Below are 16250 nucleotides of genomic sequence, written 5' to 3'. Positions count from 1 at the left end.
TTTACAATCATATTCAAAATTCGGACATAAGTCTCCTATAACGACAAATCGAACTTTCATTGTCTGATTTGGGTCAGATAATTTTTTGCATTATTGCACATTATCTTTTTGGAGGTACTTCATGCGCAAGTTTCTAATGATCTCGACTGCATTGGCGCTATTCAGCGGTATTGCTCACGCCGATGTGATTGAAGATCGCAAGGCCATTATGAAGGATATCGGTAAATCCGTTGGTGTTATGGGCGCAATGATGAAGGGTGAAGCACCTTTTGACAGCGCTAAAGCAATCGACGCTTTGAAGACCATACAGGCATCAGCTGATAAATATGATCCGGTTGCTCTGTTCCCGGAAGGCTCTGATAAGGGCGGCGATACAGAAGCAGCACCTGCAATCTGGCAGAATATGGAAGACTTTACTGCGCATGTGAACAAGTTCCGCGAAGATGCTGCCAAAGCTGCAACAGCGACCCCGCAGGATCTGGATCAGTTGAAGCCGGTATTCCAGCAGGTTGCTGCTAATTGCAGTGCTTGCCATGAAATTTACCGTATTAAGAAATAACTGATTGAATTTTAGGGGCAGTTGGAATGCGTAAAATTGTTTACATCGGGGTGCTTGGTGCGATTGCCAGTGCATCTGCTTTTTGGGTTTTAACTGCCCCTGAAACTGTGGATGCGAAAGTGATCGCATCTTTAAAAAAGCCTGACGTGGCTAATGGTGAATTGGTTTTTAATGCCGGTGGTTGCGCATCCTGCCATGCGGCACCCGGTGCAAAAGGCGATGACAAGCGGGTATTAACCGGCGGTCATGAATTGGTGTCACCATTTGGCACATTTGTTTCGCCTAATATTTCGCCGTCTGAAAAGGGTATTGGTAACTGGACGCAGCAACAGTTTTTCAATGCAATGATGAAGGGCGTGGCGCCTGACGGCACGCATTTATATCCTTCATTTCCATATACATCTTACGCTAAAATGCAGCCGCAAGATGTGGCTGACCTTTTTGCTTTTATGAAAACACTGCCGAAAACCGAAAATGTGGCAGCGGATCATAAACTCAGCTTTCCGTTTAATATACGTCGCGGTTTAGGGCTGTGGAAGCAGCTTTATCTTTCAGATAAGCCGGTGATTGCATTGGCGGATGATGTGTCCGATCAGCTGAAACGCGGCCAATATCTGACCGAGAGTTTAGGTCATTGTGCTGAATGCCATACACCGCGTGGGTTCATTGGCGGATTGAAAACCGATCAATGGATGGCAGGTGCCGTGTCGGCGGAAATCGGCTCTGACGGTAAGCCTGGTATTGTGCCAAACATTACCAGTGGTCAGGGCGGTATTGGCAGCTGGGGCGCCAGTGATATTGCTTACTCGCTGGAAACCGGATTTACACCGGATTTTGACTCACTCGGAGGTTCAATGACTAGTGTTGTCGAGAATATGAAGCTTCTGCCGGCATCTGACCGTGAAGCTATTGCAGCTTATTTGAAGGCCATTCCGGCGCATGCCAATGGTTATCCGGCAAAGTAAACACTTTACCGGATAAAACAGCGAGCGCTTCGACCAAGGCTGGTGGCGAGATATTTACTGTTCATCGTGTAAAGCCAGCCCTGACATTCGTTCATGGTTTTAAAGCAGCGATAGCGATTGACCATGACGTTTCGGTCATCTGACAGGTTTCGGTCATCATAACCATAGAAAATGCCGACAATAGCACCACTGCCTTTGGGGGGTGTGTTGCAGCGTTCACCTGCATATTCACTGACATCTTTTCTTACCGCTGCGGATGCTTCATTGGCAGAAATACTGACGAATGACAGGGTCGCCAGCAAGGCGGCACTCAGCGCAATTGTAGCATACTGTTTTATTTTCATGTGCCTTATCCTTGGTAAGAACCGGTCAGGCTCAACTGACCGGTTTATCTCTTATTATTGCTTAAATGCTATTTTGCCATAAATGGTTCCGCATCTAGCTTGCCCGCTGATTTAAGGGCAAAGGCGTAAGAATAAGCAACCTCTTCCAAGCGTGAAAAACGCCCTGAAGCACCGGCATGACCGGCATCCATATTGGTGCGTAAAAGAACCGGATTACTATCCGTTTTCATTTCGCGCAGACGTGCCACCCATTTGGCTGGCTCCCAATAAGTCACACGCGGGTCGGTGAGGCCTGCGACAGCTAAAATGGGCGGATAGACTTGTGCTGACACATTTTCATAAGGCGAATAGGCTGCAATAGTTTGATAATCCGTGGCACTTGCAAGCGGATTACCCCATTCCGGCCATTCAGGCGGGGTGAGTGGCAGAGTGTCATCCAGCATGGTGTTGAGAACATCAACAAACGGCACTTCAGCTATAATAGCACCAAAAGCGTCCGGTGCCATATTGGCAACCGCACCCATCAGCATGCCACCGGCTGAGCCGCCATGCGCGACGATTTTTTCAGCACTGGTGAATTTTTGCTCTGCCAAATAACGTGCAGCATCAATGAAATCATAGAATGTATTAGTTTTTTGGGCGCGCTTGCCGTTTTCGTACCAAGCAAAACCCTTGTCCTTACCGCCGCGAATATGTGCAATCGCATAGATAAAGCCGCGGTTAACCAAGGAAAGGCAATTGGTATTGAAGCTTGCAGGAATGGTAATGCCATAAGAACCATAGCCATAAAGCAGGCAAGGGGCAGAGCCATCCAGTACAGTGTCTTTATGATAGACGATTGAAACCGGTACTTGTTCACCGTCACGTGCCGGAACCATCAGGCGTTTGGTGATATAGTTTTTTGGATCATGGCCGGATGGCACTTCTTGTGTTTTCAACAGATGGCGTTCACGCGTCGCCATATTATATTCAAACTGCTGATTTGGCGTGGTCATGGACGAATAAGAGAAACGGATTGTATCCGTGTCATATTCAGCGCTGCCTTGTAGGCCTAATGAATAGGCCTCTTCATCAAAGCTGATTGCATGCTGCTCACCGGTTTTACGATCATGGATCATGATAAGCGGCAGGCCGTTATTACGCTCCAGCCAGACAAGATGATCTTTATAAACCCCATGCGCCAGAATAAGTGTGCCTGGTTTTTCGGCAACTAAGTCTTTCCAGTTTTCGCGTTGTGGGGCGTTTGTTGGTGCCGTCATGATTTTAAAATCTTTAGCGCCGTCAATATTGGTCAAAATATAGAAAACATCACCACCTGAGGCCAGATCATACTGAATGCCGGTTTCACGCTTTAAGACGAGCTGTGGCTTGGCATCTGGTTGATCGGCTGGGATCAGCCAGCATTCTGACGTCTCATGGTCATTAATATCAATAGAAATGAAGTCATTCAGTGCACTTGAACTTACACTCATGAAAAAGCCAGCATCTTTTTCTTCATAGATCAGTTGATCTTGTGTCTGTTCAGTGCCTTGCTTGTGATAGAATAGTTTAGACGGTCGGTGGTTTTCATCAAGATGTGCATAGAAAAAGCCATTGGCTTGCGCATCCCATGCACCACCACCATCTGTGTCAACGATGATGTCGTTAAGATCGGTTTTGGTGTTCAGATCACGCACTTTAAGTGTAAAAAACTCTGAGCCTTTGTCATCATAGCCCCAAAGCATCAATTTATGATCAGGCGAGGCGTCAGTTGAGGCAAGACGAAAGTAAGCTTTGCCTTCAGCTTCTTTGTCACCATTGAGCAGAATATCTTTATCGCCGCCATCACGCGGTGTGCGGAAAATATGTGGCTGTTCGCCGCCTTTTTCATAAAGGCTGCCATAAGCATAAGCACCGTCTTTAACCGGTATAGAGGCGTCATCTTCTTTGATGCGGCTTTTCATTTCAGCAAATAAGGTTTTTTGCAGTGCTTCGGTGTCTTGCATCAAAGCTTTTTGATAGGCGTTCTCTTCATTTAAATGGTCGCGGATATCACTGTCCAGTTTGGTCGGATCTTTAAACATTTCCTGCCAATTATCCGCACGAAGCCAAGCGTAATCATCTATGCGTGTAAAGTTATGGTATGTAGAGCTTTGCGGTTTCTTGACAGTATTAGGCGGTGTAACGGATTTAAAAACTGAAGATGACATGAAATTTCCGGTATTTTGAATTGGTCTGTCGGGAGGACGTAGTCAATTATTCTGATTAATCTTCAACGAAGATCATTGCATTGCCATTAATACAATGGCGCAAACCTGTTGGCTGCGGACCATCAGGAAAACGATGGCCTAAATGCGCATCACAATCTGCGCAACGGATTTCAGTACGAACCATGCCATATGAGCGGTCTTCAAAAAGCGCGATGGCATCTTCATTGATCGGTTCAAAGAAACTCGGCCAGCCGGAACCTGAATCATATTTGGCTTTAGAACTATAAAGCGGCTGATCACAGCAAACACAAAGATAACGGCCTTTGAGATGGCTGTTAAAGTCCGGGCTGGAAAATGCGCGTTCGGTGCCGTGCTGGCGGGTTATTTGATACTGAATGTCAGTTAATTGTTCGCGCCATTCCGCATCTGTTTTAAAGATTTTAAGTGGACGTTTGCGGGTTGTTTCATCGGACATGGCTTTTTCCTTTGATGCAGACACATTCTGTTTGAAAATCATAATAGCAATTTATCCGGGGCGTGTCCTGTATGGAGTTACATTTGCATTATTGTGTTTTTGCTTTGTACGAATGATCAGCAAGTGCAGCTTTAGTTTAATATAATATTGTATTTTCAATTTTTTAAGATGGTTAATACATAAGAATTCTTTGCCTAAACATGAAGTTGCCGTAATTATACCCAATTATTGATATAATGAATTATATATATGTAATGTAGATTTTTATAAAATTTATTACTTCCCACTGTTAAGTTCCTGTAAAGACAAGGATTATTCCAGATAATCATAAGGCAGTCTTAGTATATCCCACTTTTTTGTGAACTCATTTGTATCCTTTGTGCTTTAAATTCTCTGATTAATGTGTTTTTTGAGTAAAAATATTTGACTTTTTGTCATTAATTAGCCATATCCCCCTTGAATAAGCGGGATGCAGATATAACTAAGAAGTTATCAGCGTGAATTCTTCACCAAGAGCCATATCAACCGCCGATATTGCCTTGCACAAATAATTAAAGGAACCATAATGGACCATAATGACGAATATGATGCTAGCCGTGATCTGTTGTTGAGCTTAACAGCCGACATCGTTGCAGCTTATGTTGGCAATAATTCCATTCGTCCGAGCGATCTTCCGGCATTGATTACGGACGTTCACGCAGCATTCTCCCGCACCGAAGTGCGTGTTGAGGAAGCTCCGGTGGTTGAAAAGCCTAAGCCTGCAGTAAATCCTAAGAAATCCGTGCATGATGATTACATTATCTGCCTGGAAGATGGTAAGAAGTTCAAGTCATTGAAGCGTCACCTGATGACCCACTTCAACCTGACCCCTGAGCAATATCGTGAAAAGTGGGATCTGGAGCCAAATTATCCAATGGTTGCTCCGAACTACGCAAAAGCACGTTCTAACCTTGCTAAGAAAATGGGTCTTGGTCGTAAAGCTAAAGAAGCTTAATTTTACTCGTTAGCTTTTTGATACGACAAGTCGTCATTAAATAAATTTAAAACCATACTTTGGATCCTCCCGCCAAAGTATGGTTTTTTTATTTTTTATTAGTGGTTTCAATTTATTGTATTGTTATAGGTGCTGCTTGTACCAGTATTGCGTGTTTTAATCTGTCTAAAGCCTGTTTCAGTGCTATATGGCGGTTTAAGTCATATGACCAATGGCCGGCAGTGCCTTTTAATCTTTCGCGTTCAATGAGCCGGCGCAGCTTTTTAACAGCACTTTCTTGCTCTGTTAGGGCTGCCAAGATGATTTTATCCATATCAATATTAGCGAGAATTTGAAGTGCAGTGCGCTGGCTTGCGTGCAGTGAAAGGCGCTGCTTTTCTGCCTGAAATGCCACAATACTTTGCTTTAAGGTTGAATTTTGCATAGTTTATTGATCCTGTTTGTTTGATAATTTTGCGCAAAAGAATTTTTTGCTATTAGGATCATTGTCACTTGTTTTTCAGTCTGTAGGATAAGAATCCTTAATTATTTTTCACATTTACATTATTCTGAGGATAATTATAGAATTTAGCGATTCCTATAAGAAAGTTATCCTCGTTTTCGCAACATGGTGTATAAGACTATATTCCTATAATGTGGAGGGGTATATGTCTTTTCAGATTTCTGGCGTTATTCGTGTTCAGGCAGAGGCTTATCAAGCCTTAGAAATGATTGCCGCACGTCAAATACGGCCAGTGCGGTTGGACAATTTAAAAAAACGATCAACACGGTTTAAAAAAACGGCGCTGGAAATTTGTGATGGCCTGATTGATTTGCTGAGTGACGCTTTTGGAGTATCGGGCAGTGAAATTCGCAATTCTGTGCGGGGCACCAAGGAAATCGCGCGGATAAGGCAAATCGGCATGTATGTTGCGCATACCATGTTCAGCATGCCGATGACGACAGTTGCGGCCGGTTTTGGTCGCGACAGATCAACGGTTATGTATGCCTGCCACCAGATTGAAAATATGCGTGACGATATAGAGTTTGACCAGATCGTACATAGTTTTGAACGTATTGTGGCGGTTGCTTTTTCGATGCAAGGGAGGGCAAAAAAATGAATTTTCAAGCAACGGCAAAGCACGAAACGACTGTTTTACGTGTATTGAAGTTTTTACAAAAAAGCCCTGCCAAACCTGAACAGGGGGCAAAGCAGAGCATGATGATTTTAAACTCTTCAAACGGTGCATTATCAGTGTCGGAAGAATGTTTAGTTAGGCTTGCAAGAGAAGGGTACTTGCTGGTTGATAAAAAACAGCAGCTCACTTTAAGCCAGCAAGGTGTTGATTATATCAAGTTGCAGAAAAATAAAAATATAGCTGATATTTGTTTGCATAATACTGGCAAGGCCAAGGTGATTAAAGTCAATCTGGCTGAATCGCCGTTGGCGGTACTTTACCGGATGAAAACGTCGTCGGGGCAAAGTTTTCTGACGGAGTCGGAATTTAATGCGGGTGAGCGTTTACGGTCGGATTTTACCCGTGGATCCATGATGCCACGTATCACAGCAAACTGGGAAGCAAATGTGAATAGCCATAGTCGCGGAGCATTACATGGGAGCGTGGAGCTAAGTGATGGTGCATTATCGGCACGGCTTCGTGTGGAAAAAGCACTGGATGCTGTGGGGCCGGAGTTAAGCGGCGCATTGGTAGATATTTGCTGCTTTTTAAAAACCGTCAGTCAGGTAGAGGCAGAGCGTTTATGGCCGGCACGTTCGGCCAAGATGATGATTAAAACCGGATTGTCGATGTTACACAGGCATTATCATCCGGTCGCCAAAGGCCGGACATCTTCAGGCATTTTGCATTGGGGGGCGCATGATTATCGCCCCGCTTTATAGATTGAGTTAGTGCAATGTTTCTTGTGCTTCGGCACGAATACGCATGATCATTGCGCGCAAACCATTAGAACGCTGTGGGGTGAGATGCTCATCAAGCCCCAATGTTTTCAGCAGTTCTTCCGGATCTGTTTTGATAATCTCGGAAGCGCGTTTGCCTTCGTAAAATGCCAAAACAAGTGCGACGAGCCCACGAACGATGTGCGCATCGGAATCGCCTAAAAACTCAAGCACCGGATCAGTGCCTTCATGCGGCAATAATTTGAGCCAAACCTGACTGACACAGCCTTGCACTTTATAATCTGAACCTCTGGCATCATCCGGGTAGGGTGCCAGATCTTTGCCCAGATCGATCACATAACGATAACGGTCTTCCCAATCATCCAGAAATTCGAAATCGGAAATAATGCTGTCGATTTTGCTGTCAGTCATAATATTGGTCGTCTTGCCTTTGGTGTAAAATTTACACGTAAATATGTTCTTGCACGTTTAATATGCAACGAATGCTGCCTTGTATAGCGCAGACATATGTATCCGTCACCACAGAACGGCAGTTTATTTTATTGCTTTATTAAGGACGCTGGCGTGGCAAAGGCGCTGAATTGGTGGTTGGTTGCGACGAATGATGTGTCGCATCCATGCGTGCGGGCGTTTCTTGTGCTTTCTCACTACCAAACTGATCACTTAAAAAATCAAGCAATTTGCCGCTGCCGTCAAGCAAACCGGAACCGGCAGCTGACAAGATGTTTTTGCCCTCAATGCACAGTGTCGGATTATTATAGCAGAAGCCGCCGACTTCGGCCGCAGCTTGACTGGCGGTAATGATGTCATCGATCTTGTCTTGTGGGGGCAGTGAAATTCTTGCATTCTCACGTTGCGCACTATCCGTATCGTGATTGAGAATTTTGGGCATGACGATAAAGGCCAGTGACAGCCAGAACACGGATTTAAGAATGAACCGTATCATTATATTATCATGCCTCTATGGTCAGTGCAGAAGATGAAGTGTTTGCGTAAAGACTGAATATGCCCTTATCGTGATAGATTGGTATTTTGCTTTTGAAGCCTAGCTTCATCTCTCCATTTTATCTCAGATTTACTGTTATAAGCGCAATCTTCTTTAATTATCGTGAATACGTGTAATGGCTGTAATTGCTGGATATTGTTGTTTTTCCAGCAATTATAGTTGAAGTCTAAACGCTCCGTTTACCATAGTCCTAAAAGGCTGGTGTTTTGGGCAAGAAAAGCCCCTGTATCTAGGCGGGGTAGGCTGATTTTTATCCTTTCATTAAAGGCTGCACGTCATGGTGCATGATGAACAAGGACTGTTTGATGATGGGAATCATCAGGCAAGCCTTATAATCAGCAGCCTTAGTGAGTGTGACCAGTTGGGTTCAGTGCTTAAAAATTGGATGAAGAATGTGCAAACAGCGATGAAAAGCTGTGTGCTGCTTCGTGATAATTTATCTGAGCGCGGGCGCACGCAACGGTCACCGGTGCTTGATCAAACTGCTTTGATGGAAAAAGCCTTTGGCGGTTTGGGGTTCCAGCTTGATCTGGATGGTGTGATTACGGAGATTTCCGATCATTCATCACAGATGCTGGGTGTGAGCCGTGATGTGCTTATCGGCACTTTATTGCTGGATCGTATCCATGTTTCAGATCGCATCTATTATCTGCAATTGATGGCAGATCTTCGCCACAAGCGTGATATCAGTAATAGAGCCTGTCATGTGCGCATCCGAACAGTGGTGACGCAGGATGACCAAAGTCAAAGCGTTGAGCATCACTATTTCCGTATTCATGGTGCTTTGTTGCAAAAGGCCCATGCGGAAAACTCGGTTTACTTAACTGCTATTGCCAGTGACGAACAGATGAACCAGCTGGAAGAGCTGGCGCAAGCACAGGCCGATTTGCAAGACATGGCAGCCTCACGCAGTCATGCGCTGGCGTCTCTCAGCCATGAATTGCGCAATCCGTTAAACGCGATTATTGGTTTTTCGGATTTATTGCTGCACGAAATGGGCTGCCGTTTTGAAAATGAAAAACAGCGTGATTATGCAGGGCTCATTCAGCGCTCCGGCCTTTATTCGCTGGATATCGTCAATACTATTCTCGATGCTTCGAAAATTGAGGCCGGAACCTATCAGATCAAACCGCAGGATTTCTCAATTCGAGAGGCGGTGCATCTGTCGATGAATATTCTGGCACCGCAGGCAGAGCAAAGACAGGTTATCCTGTGTGATCGTGTTCATAGTTCTATCGGCAATATGATTGCTGATCAGCGTGCGGTGCAGCAGATTTTGATTAATCTGATGGCTAATGCGGTCAAGTTTACGCCGATGGGCGGTTGTGTGACACTGGATGGCTTTAAAGACAGCGGCCATAATAAGCAGATGGTTTTCACCATTTCTGATAATGGCGTTGGTGTTGCCGAAGAAGATATTGAGCGTCTCGGTCAACCATTTACACAAGTGGGCAATAGTGCTTTTGCTGGCTCTGAAGGGGTTGGGCTTGGCCTTTCACTCGTTAAAGCTTTGGTTGAAAAGCACGAAGGGCAGTTTGAAATTACGAGCAGTCTCGGTAAAGGCACAATTGTCACTATACGTTTGCCACTGGAAGGGCCGACGAAGGATGTAAACTGGCAGCAGCAGGAATTGATCGCGCAGGCTGAAAAGGATGAAGCGGAAGGTGTGACGGTTTTAAATATCAACCGTCTGCAGATTGGAAGGAAATATGTCAGGCAGGAAGACCAGTCCGGTGAAAAGAAACAATCGCAGGAACGAAAGATCGCGTAACCTTAGCGAGCGTTTTGTCGGATTTTTATTGACCACTATTGCGTCGGGAGCTGTGTTCACCGGCCGCTTTATGGTGCGTAATCCTGTTTTGACCGGCGGTGCCACGGCTTTTTTGGTGGTGATGGGTTTCGTCTCCGCCAATGCTTTGTGGTATCAGCCGCAATCCCATGACAATCTGTTTTTCCGCACCCGTCCGGAACAGGTTTTTGTGCCAACACCAAAGCCAAGCCTGCTCTCACAAAACGCTACGAACAATGATAAGAATGCTGCATCTAAGCCTGAAACGGCTGAGACACAGCCAGCCGGTGAAACCAGTCAGGCAACATCAAACCAAGTTGCATCCTTGGATAGTATTGAATTAACCGATGAATTACCGGCTTTGGCACCCAATGCTGATGTGGAAATTGCTAAAATCCAACAAAAACTGTTGTCGCTTGGTCTTTATGATGGTGCAGTGGATGGATTGCCGGGGCCAAAAACACGGCAGGCTGTAGAGCAGTGGCAGCAACTGCAACAAAAAGCGGGGGTGAATACGGCCGCGAAGCCTGCGCCGCCAGTTCATAATCAAGCTCATAATCAGGCCGATAGTCAGGCCAGTATTGAGAATATCATTCAGGTGGCCGTGCCGGAAGCACGCCCTCAACCGCAGAATATTATAGCCGTTGACAAGGTGGTGACATCCAATACACCGCCAAAACGGGAAGTGGCAGAACAGGCCGTTGTCAAACCGAATGAGCGTACACGTCCTGAAACCGTGACTGCTTCACTTACGACCAATTCGCAGCCTGTGACGTCACAGGATATTGTGCGGGTGCAGGCAGGGCTGAAAGCCTTTGGCAATGATCTGATCATTGTTGATGGTGTTGCCGGACAATCGACGCAGGATGCGATCCGTGAGTTCCAGAAGCTTTTCGATATGCAAATAACGGGACAGGTAGATATGCAGCTGATCGGCAAAATGCGTGAAATTGGTCTGATCAGCTAACGGAGTCTGTCCATGCGTCTCACATCCGAGCTTTGGGTTGCAGCCCTGATCCGTCGTATTCGTGGCGATAATGGCTTTGCTTATTTGGCGGAGCGCGGCTCGGGCGAGGCAGGGGCAATTTTTATCAAAAAGCGGCTCGCTTCACAAAGCTTCCATGAAGAATTATGGGAGCTTTATACGCCAGCACCGCAAAGTGCTTATGATGAGCGCAAGCCGGATGAGCGCAGTTTTATATTGTCACTGCCGAACGCGGATAGCGAAGCATGTGAAAAACGGTTGAGTGCTGAGAAGAAATTCGACAGTGATTTATGGGTTTTAGAGATCGAAGACATTGCCGATCTGACACCTTATATTTCTATTGTGCCAGATCCTTATGCGTAAGTGCTGATCGGTTAGATCGCGGTTTTCTTGCGTGCTTCATGCTCAATAACGCTATCTGCGGCTTTCCAGCGCTCAACGATTTGTTGGGCGGTTTCTGAATTAATTGAGCGATAAATATGCACAAAATCGCGTAAACTATCACGATCACCATGAATGGTGCCAAGAACGGCAGTTAAGATCAGATAGCAATCTTGTGCCGTTAAATTCAGCGCTTTAAGCGCAATTGGTAATTGCGAGCTTGGCCATTCGCCAATGATATGTTTTGCGCGTTCCAGACTAACACCTAATGCATCGGCAAGTGCCGTGCGGAAAAAATCCGGATTAATCAGCAATGCACTGTCAATCAGATGGTTTTCCGGCACCTGATAGGAAGATACCGGCGGCAGATGGCGTGCGGTGGCATTATCCAAATCTGAGTTGGCATCACGCATCATCATATTAAGCTGCTGATGAATTTGCGTCAGTTTTTGTGAATTGGTTTTTTCCGGCACTTTGACACTGGGTGCGTCAAGACTGAGCGGCGCATCTAAGTCAATTTCCTGCGCAAGGATGCGGTCGATCTCCGGATCGGCAAAGCTTTGCAACAGACCGGTGAGCAGGGCATCTTGAGGTCGGCGGCGGGCGATAATGCGCGCATGTCCCAAGCCTCTTGCTTCAATCAGATGCAGCAGGTCGCTGGTGGATAAAGCATCGGAGCGCAGCAAAAGCGGGGCTGAAATATTGGTTGGTTCATGTGCGAGCTTAAAAACCAGACTATGCGGCGCTTCCTGCATTTGCACCAGCCGCATGGCTGCGTCACGCTTGCCTTTGGCGGTTGCATAATCAATCAGCGGCATGGCTAGATCTTCCAGCTGCAACAAATCATGACGGCCGGGGCGGGTGATAGAAGCATAGCCGGAGATGGCAGCAGTCAGCAGATCATCTGCTTTGCTGTCGGCAGGGTTACGATTGATTGAGAACCCCTCTAAGGCGCGAAACTGGTCACGGGTCACGCTTGTTACTCCGATGCTACACTGAACTGAAACTGCACAAACAAAGATGCAGTCCGCTTCAATTTAGCGAACAAGCCTTAGCAACTTATTAACCGTGTTAAAAAATATATGGCTGATCAGATAAGAGGCGTGCAGTTAGCACCACTCAGCATTTGCTTGCCAAGCTCCTGCCAGCTTGCATCGGGCACCAAAGCGCGCAGCGTGATCATGCCTTCGCTGATATCTTGCTCCACCAACACAGAATGAGATTGCGCCTCGGCCAGGCTTGCTTTGAGGGCAGGGCCAAGTGACAGCGGTGAAATAATGAGATCAAGATCACCATCAGCCGCAATCGTGTCGTTAAAATTCAACAGATTGTCACCCTGCCGGTTATAAATTGAAACCGACCAGAAAGGCAGCAGACCTTCGGCATGTATATGCACTGCTTGCTCATTGAGTTCAAAGCGACAGACCGCTTCAATAAAATAAGGATCAGATGAGGCTGTGAGGTTTTGTCGGGTGGCCAGATCATAAAATTGATACGGTTCACCAAGTTTACTGATTTGCGACCACGCATTTTGATCGGAATAGGTCGGCACTAAAAGTACCACCAGAATATGGATTATCGCGGCACCCACTAAGCCCAAAAGACAAGCATATAATAAGCGAAGCATCAGCATTTTCCTCCGTCACGAAGGGCGGTAATGCGTGGCATGGTAATTTCGCTAAAGCTTGCAGAGCTTGCAACGGGCGTATCATAAAGTGTCATTACAAGGGTGAATTGACCGCGACCATTGATACTCAACCAATTATTGCCATGGGCTTGTGGGCTGATGATAAGGTCAAAATGCCCATTGGTTTTTTGCACAACATTGCTGGAAAGCAGCGATGTCGGCAGGTCTTTATTATTAGATAAAATCTTGCCGCTATTATCGGTAGCAAAAAGCGTCCAAAATCGTGCATTGGGGCTGGTGCCTGACATGAGATATGTGCAACCGCGCTCCAACGGTTTGCCGTCACTGCTGGTGCGGGCATAAAAAATTAAACCTTCAGCAGCGCCTAAAGATAAATTGCCCAGACGTGCTGAGCGCGCTTTGGCATACGGGTCGGCTTGCGGGCTGCCGGCGAGGGGATAAGATATCCATTCACCCGCAGCCAGTTCACTGAAGCCGCCGAAGTGATCAAGCGCCCAGCGGGCAGACCAAATGCCGCTACCAAGCGCAATGGCGAGTGCAAGCAGAATAAATGAGAGATTGCGTAATATCAGCCTCATCAGGTGATCCCTTTATAAGAGGCTTAGATTTTTAGGTGTGCTGCTATCAGGCAAAGCAGGCGCATTGACAAAATCATCATGAAGTTTTTGCAAGAACTTGGTCATTTGTGGTGTCAGTAATGTGGGGCGCTGAATTTGGCTGTCTTCATGCGAGGCAATTTGTGCTTCGGGGGCATTTTTGGGCTCGGCCGGAAACGGTTTTTTAATGCCGAAAATGGGTTTCAGCTCAATGTTCTGATGCGCATAATTCATCATACGCTGCCATGTCATGGCAGGCAGAATGCCGCCGGTAAGGTTGTTCATGGGGCTGAAATTATCATTACCGAACCAAACTGCCGCTGTGAAATTACCGGTATAACCAACAAACCACGCATCGCGATAGCTTTGGGTGGTGCCGGTTTTGCCCGCAACACGGGTCATGGCTAAACTGGCACGCCGTGCAGTTCCCCATTCAGGCACTTGCACCAGCATGGAGTTCATATCAATGGCGGCTTTTTCGGAAAGGACACGATGCGGTTTTTCGCCGTCGCGGGCAAGGTCCCAGATAATACGCCCATCTGTGGTAGTGATTTGCGTGAAACCATGTTGTGTGCCAGCCATGCCGCCATTGGCAAAAACATTAAAGCCCATGGCTTGTTCCATTACCGTCATGCCTGACGTGCCAAGCACCATGGTTTTATGGGATGAAACAGGGGATTGCACGCCGATGGCTTTGACAAGTGCTACAATCGGCGCGGTGGTCAGATGGTCTTTAGCAAGGCGAACCGGCACACTGTTGAGCGATCTAACCAATGCTGTGGTGAGGCTGACACGACCGGCAAAGCTGCGGCCATAATTGCGCGGCGCCCAATTGCCCCAGGCAATAGGCGCATCCGAAACAATGGTTTCCGGCGTCATGCCTTTTTCCATCGCTGCCGCATAAACATAAGGCTTGAAAGAGGAGCCGGTTTGACGGGAGGCAGAGGTGGCGCGGTTAAACTGGCTGTCACCATAATCACGGCCACCGACAATGGCACGCACGCCACCATCGTGATCAAGCACCACAGTTGCGGCTTCCGTAACTTTATAATCGGCACCATGTGTCCGTAAATGAAACTCGATTGCTTCTTCGGCAGCTCTTTGCAGCCCGCGATCCAATGTGGTGCGTACAATCAGTGAATGCTGCGGCAGATTCTGCGTGACACGTTTGACCTCATCAAAAGCCCAGTCGAGAAAATAATCAGGGCTTTCACTTTTGGCACGGTCAATAACGCTGGCCGGATTGCGTTTGGCGGCCATAATCTGGCCTTCGCTCATCATGCCGCTATCAATCATGTTGGACAAAACCACGCTGGCGCGTGCACGCGCAGCTGGCAAATTGACATGAGGGGCAAATTTGGCAGGCGCTTTAAAAAGCCCTGCCAGCATGGCGGCTTCAGCCAGATTGACGTCTTTGATATTTTTACCGAAGTAAAATTCTGATGCAGCTGCAATGCCAAATGTACCGCCGCCCATATAAGCGCGATCAAGATAAAGCTGCAAAATTTCTTTCTTGCTTAGATTAGCTTCGAGCCAAAGGGCTAAAAACGCTTCTTTGATTTTGCGTTCAATGGTGCGTTCATTGGTCAGAAATAAGTTTTTAGCCAATTGCTGGGTGATGGTGGAGCCACCTTGCACAACGCCGTTGGCTTGCATGTTTTGGCTGAATGCGCGTGACAAGCCCCATAGATCAATGCCGAAATGTTCAAAGAAACGGCGATCTTCGGTGCCGAGAACGGCTTTCATTACATGATCGGGCAATTCATCAATCGGCACTGCTTCGCGGTGCAGAATACCGCGTTGACCAATTTCATTGCCGTTACGGTCAAGGAATGTCACGGCATAATTATCCTGCGCGCGCCAGTCTTTTTTGGTTTCTTCAAAGGCTGGCAGAGCAAGAGTCAGCATTAAAACCGCACCGACCGTACCCCATGTTGCACATTCGCTGAATATTTCGATCAGCAAACGGCGAAATCCGCGTACACGAAAGCGGCGAAAGAAAATAGTAATATTTTCCCATGTTTCGCTTAAGAAGAATCGTAAATTATAAAAACTACTGTCGAGCCAGGCATCGAATCCAATCAGCCGCGAGACCCGAAACTTTCGGCGCTGTTTTGAATGATGATTTTCCGGCTCGTTCATATTTTGCATTGTGGTGCTTTTGCTATTGAATTCAGTCTTTTGCGTCAGACTTGCGCTTTATAACAGCTTGACTATAGCAAAGTTTTGCCGGTTTCGGCGGTGTTAAAAGTGAAATTGCCGATTAAGGTAACCAGAAGCTTAGCGTCGTTTTAAGAAAATAATCCAATATAGGAAAATAGTCCTTGACGGTGTCACGCTTCTCCTGTAGGTTTTAGTTATAGTCCGGTAATTGCGTCAAAACATAATGTGCAGGCGCATTTAGGTTTGAAGTGCCGGAAGT

Annotated in this window: 18 protein-coding genes; 8 read left to right on the top strand and 10 right to left on the bottom strand. The window is 46.5% G+C overall.

Going from position 1 to position 16250, the window contains the following annotated elements; genetic code table 11:
- Positions 1-121 precede the first annotated feature (121 nt).
- On the top strand, positions 122-559 hold the full coding sequence (locus ABDZ76_RS01805) for a c-type cytochrome (RefSeq protein WP_343800471.1): 438 nt from the start codon (positions 122-124) through the stop codon (positions 557-559).
- A gap of 26 nt (positions 560-585) precedes the next feature.
- Positions 586-1524, top strand: coding sequence for a c-type cytochrome (locus ABDZ76_RS01800; RefSeq protein ID WP_343800468.1), 939 nt, complete (start codon positions 586-588; stop codon positions 1522-1524).
- 5 nt (positions 1525-1529) lie between these two features.
- Here ABDZ76_RS01800 and ABDZ76_RS01795 read toward each other — a convergent pair whose 3' ends face one another.
- From ABDZ76_RS01795 to msrB, 3 genes are all read right to left on the bottom strand, one after another.
- On the bottom strand, positions 1530-1868 hold the full coding sequence (locus ABDZ76_RS01795; protein ID WP_343800465.1) for a metallophosphoesterase: 339 nt from the start codon (positions 1866-1868) through the stop codon (positions 1530-1532).
- 68 nt (positions 1869-1936) lie between these two features.
- Positions 1937-4057, bottom strand: coding sequence for a S9 family peptidase (locus ABDZ76_RS01790; protein WP_343800462.1), 2121 nt, complete (start codon positions 4055-4057; stop codon positions 1937-1939).
- A 55-nt stretch (positions 4058-4112) separates the two neighbouring features.
- Positions 4113-4532 carry a peptide-methionine (R)-S-oxide reductase MsrB gene (gene msrB, locus ABDZ76_RS01785; RefSeq protein WP_343800459.1) on the bottom strand — a complete coding sequence of 140 codons (420 nt, stop codon included), beginning with the start codon at positions 4530-4532 and terminating at the stop codon, positions 4113-4115.
- A 565-nt stretch (positions 4533-5097) separates the two neighbouring features.
- Between msrB and ABDZ76_RS01780 the strand changes: the two genes are divergently transcribed.
- The gene (locus tag ABDZ76_RS01780) at positions 5098-5526 is read left to right on the top strand and encodes a Ros/MucR family transcriptional regulator (RefSeq protein ID WP_343800457.1); all 429 of its coding nucleotides are present in this window, start codon (positions 5098-5100) and stop codon (positions 5524-5526) included.
- 112 nt (positions 5527-5638) lie between these two features.
- Here the strand turns inward: ABDZ76_RS01780 and ABDZ76_RS01775 are convergent, their stop codons facing one another.
- Positions 5639-5950 (bottom strand): cytoplasmic protein, encoded by a 312-nt coding sequence (locus tag ABDZ76_RS01775; RefSeq protein WP_343800453.1) that lies wholly within the window; start codon positions 5948-5950, stop codon positions 5639-5641.
- Between the two features lie 223 nt (positions 5951-6173).
- Between ABDZ76_RS01775 and ABDZ76_RS01770 the strand changes: the two genes are divergently transcribed.
- Positions 6174-6626, top strand: coding sequence for a helix-turn-helix domain-containing protein (locus ABDZ76_RS01770; protein WP_343800450.1), 453 nt, complete (start codon positions 6174-6176; stop codon positions 6624-6626).
- Positions 6623-7405: a DUF6456 domain-containing protein gene (locus tag ABDZ76_RS01765; protein WP_343800447.1), complete on the top strand. Its 783-nt coding sequence runs from the start codon at positions 6623-6625 to the stop codon at positions 7403-7405. Before ABDZ76_RS01770 ends, ABDZ76_RS01765 begins: the two co-directional genes overlap by 4 nt.
- A 6-nt stretch (positions 7406-7411) precedes the next feature.
- Here ABDZ76_RS01765 and ABDZ76_RS01760 read toward each other — a convergent pair whose 3' ends face one another.
- Both ABDZ76_RS01760 and ABDZ76_RS01755 read right to left on the bottom strand, forming a co-directional pair.
- Positions 7412-7834, bottom strand: a complete 423-nt coding sequence (locus ABDZ76_RS01760) for a SufE family protein (protein WP_343800444.1) — start codon at positions 7832-7834, stop codon at positions 7412-7414.
- A gap of 139 nt (positions 7835-7973) precedes the next feature.
- Entirely contained in the window at positions 7974-8369 is a 396-nt protein-coding gene (locus ABDZ76_RS01755) for a DUF5330 domain-containing protein (RefSeq protein WP_343800442.1), read from the bottom strand.
- A gap of 337 nt (positions 8370-8706) precedes the next feature.
- Here ABDZ76_RS01755 and ABDZ76_RS01750 point away from each other — a divergent pair, with 337 nt between their 5' ends.
- Genes ABDZ76_RS01750 through ABDZ76_RS01740 form a run of 3 tightly spaced genes read left to right on the top strand, consistent with a single transcriptional unit; the run spans position 8707 to position 11566 of the window.
- The gene (locus ABDZ76_RS01750) at positions 8707-10200 is read left to right on the top strand and encodes a sensor histidine kinase (protein WP_343800439.1); all 1494 of its coding nucleotides are present in this window, start codon (positions 8707-8709) and stop codon (positions 10198-10200) included.
- The gene (locus ABDZ76_RS01745) at positions 10139-11185 is read left to right on the top strand and encodes a peptidoglycan-binding domain-containing protein (RefSeq protein WP_343800436.1); all 1047 of its coding nucleotides are present in this window, start codon (positions 10139-10141) and stop codon (positions 11183-11185) included. Before ABDZ76_RS01750 ends, ABDZ76_RS01745 begins: the two co-directional genes overlap by 62 nt.
- Before the next feature lie 12 nt (positions 11186-11197).
- Complete coding sequence (locus ABDZ76_RS01740; protein ID WP_343800433.1) at positions 11198-11566, top strand: DUF1491 family protein; 369 nt, start codon at positions 11198-11200, stop codon at positions 11564-11566.
- An 11-nt stretch (positions 11567-11577) separates the two neighbouring features.
- Here ABDZ76_RS01740 and ABDZ76_RS01735 read toward each other — a convergent pair whose 3' ends face one another.
- The 4 genes from ABDZ76_RS01735 to ABDZ76_RS01720 all read right to left on the bottom strand — a co-directional run bounded on the left by ABDZ76_RS01735 (position 11578) and on the right by ABDZ76_RS01720 (position 15979).
- Positions 11578-12558: a DUF2336 domain-containing protein gene (locus tag ABDZ76_RS01735; RefSeq protein WP_343800430.1), complete on the bottom strand. Its 981-nt coding sequence runs from the start codon at positions 12556-12558 to the stop codon at positions 11578-11580.
- Between the two features lie 116 nt (positions 12559-12674).
- A complete protein-coding gene (locus tag ABDZ76_RS01730) occupies positions 12675-13211 on the bottom strand; it encodes a DUF1254 domain-containing protein (RefSeq protein ID WP_343800427.1) in 537 nt (178 codons plus the stop codon).
- Positions 13211-13810, bottom strand: coding sequence for a DUF1214 domain-containing protein (locus ABDZ76_RS01725; protein ID WP_343800424.1), 600 nt, complete (start codon positions 13808-13810; stop codon positions 13211-13213). Before ABDZ76_RS01725 ends, ABDZ76_RS01730 begins: the two co-directional genes overlap by 1 nt.
- Before the next feature lie 12 nt (positions 13811-13822).
- Positions 13823-15979 (bottom strand): transglycosylase domain-containing protein, encoded by a 2157-nt coding sequence (locus ABDZ76_RS01720; RefSeq protein WP_343800421.1) that lies wholly within the window; start codon positions 15977-15979, stop codon positions 13823-13825.
- Positions 15980-16250 lie beyond the last annotated feature (271 nt).

It is taken from the genome of Paenochrobactrum glaciei (assembly GCF_039522165.1).
Lineage (GTDB): Bacteria > Pseudomonadota > Alphaproteobacteria > Rhizobiales > Rhizobiaceae > Paenochrobactrum > Paenochrobactrum glaciei.
This window is presented reverse-complemented; position numbering and strand designations above follow the sequence as displayed.

Coding starts and splice junctions, on each gene's coding strand:
- ABDZ76_RS01805 (WP_343800471.1), top strand. CDS start 122: ATGCGCAAGTTTCTAATGATCTCGACTGCATTGGCGCTATTCAGCGGT.
- ABDZ76_RS01800 (WP_343800468.1), top strand. CDS start 586: ATGCGTAAAATTGTTTACATCGGGGTGCTTGGTGCGATTGCCAGTGCA.
- ABDZ76_RS01795 (WP_343800465.1), bottom strand. CDS start 1,868: ATGAAAATAAAACAGTATGCTACAATTGCGCTGAGTGCCGCCTTGCTG.
- ABDZ76_RS01790 (WP_343800462.1), bottom strand. CDS start 4,057: ATGTCATCTTCAGTTTTTAAATCCGTTACACCGCCTAATACTGTCAAG.
- msrB (WP_343800459.1), bottom strand. CDS start 4,532: ATGTCCGATGAAACAACCCGCAAACGTCCACTTAAAATCTTTAAAACA.
- ABDZ76_RS01780 (WP_343800457.1), top strand. CDS start 5,098: ATGGACCATAATGACGAATATGATGCTAGCCGTGATCTGTTGTTGAGC.
- ABDZ76_RS01775 (WP_343800453.1), bottom strand. CDS start 5,950: ATGCAAAATTCAACCTTAAAGCAAAGTATTGTGGCATTTCAGGCAGAA.
- ABDZ76_RS01770 (WP_343800450.1), top strand. CDS start 6,174: ATGTCTTTTCAGATTTCTGGCGTTATTCGTGTTCAGGCAGAGGCTTAT.
- ABDZ76_RS01765 (WP_343800447.1), top strand. CDS start 6,623: ATGAATTTTCAAGCAACGGCAAAGCACGAAACGACTGTTTTACGTGTA.
- ABDZ76_RS01760 (WP_343800444.1), bottom strand. CDS start 7,834: ATGACTGACAGCAAAATCGACAGCATTATTTCCGATTTCGAATTTCTG.
- ABDZ76_RS01755 (WP_343800442.1), bottom strand. CDS start 8,369: ATGATACGGTTCATTCTTAAATCCGTGTTCTGGCTGTCACTGGCCTTT.
- ABDZ76_RS01750 (WP_343800439.1), top strand. CDS start 8,707: ATGGTGCATGATGAACAAGGACTGTTTGATGATGGGAATCATCAGGCA.
- ABDZ76_RS01745 (WP_343800436.1), top strand. CDS start 10,139: ATGTCAGGCAGGAAGACCAGTCCGGTGAAAAGAAACAATCGCAGGAAC.
- ABDZ76_RS01740 (WP_343800433.1), top strand. CDS start 11,198: ATGCGTCTCACATCCGAGCTTTGGGTTGCAGCCCTGATCCGTCGTATT.
- ABDZ76_RS01730 (WP_343800427.1), bottom strand. CDS start 13,211: ATGCTTCGCTTATTATATGCTTGTCTTTTGGGCTTAGTGGGTGCCGCG.
- ABDZ76_RS01725 (WP_343800424.1), bottom strand. CDS start 13,810: ATGAGGCTGATATTACGCAATCTCTCATTTATTCTGCTTGCACTCGCC.
- ABDZ76_RS01720 (WP_343800421.1), bottom strand. CDS start 15,979: ATGCAAAATATGAACGAGCCGGAAAATCATCATTCAAAACAGCGCCGA.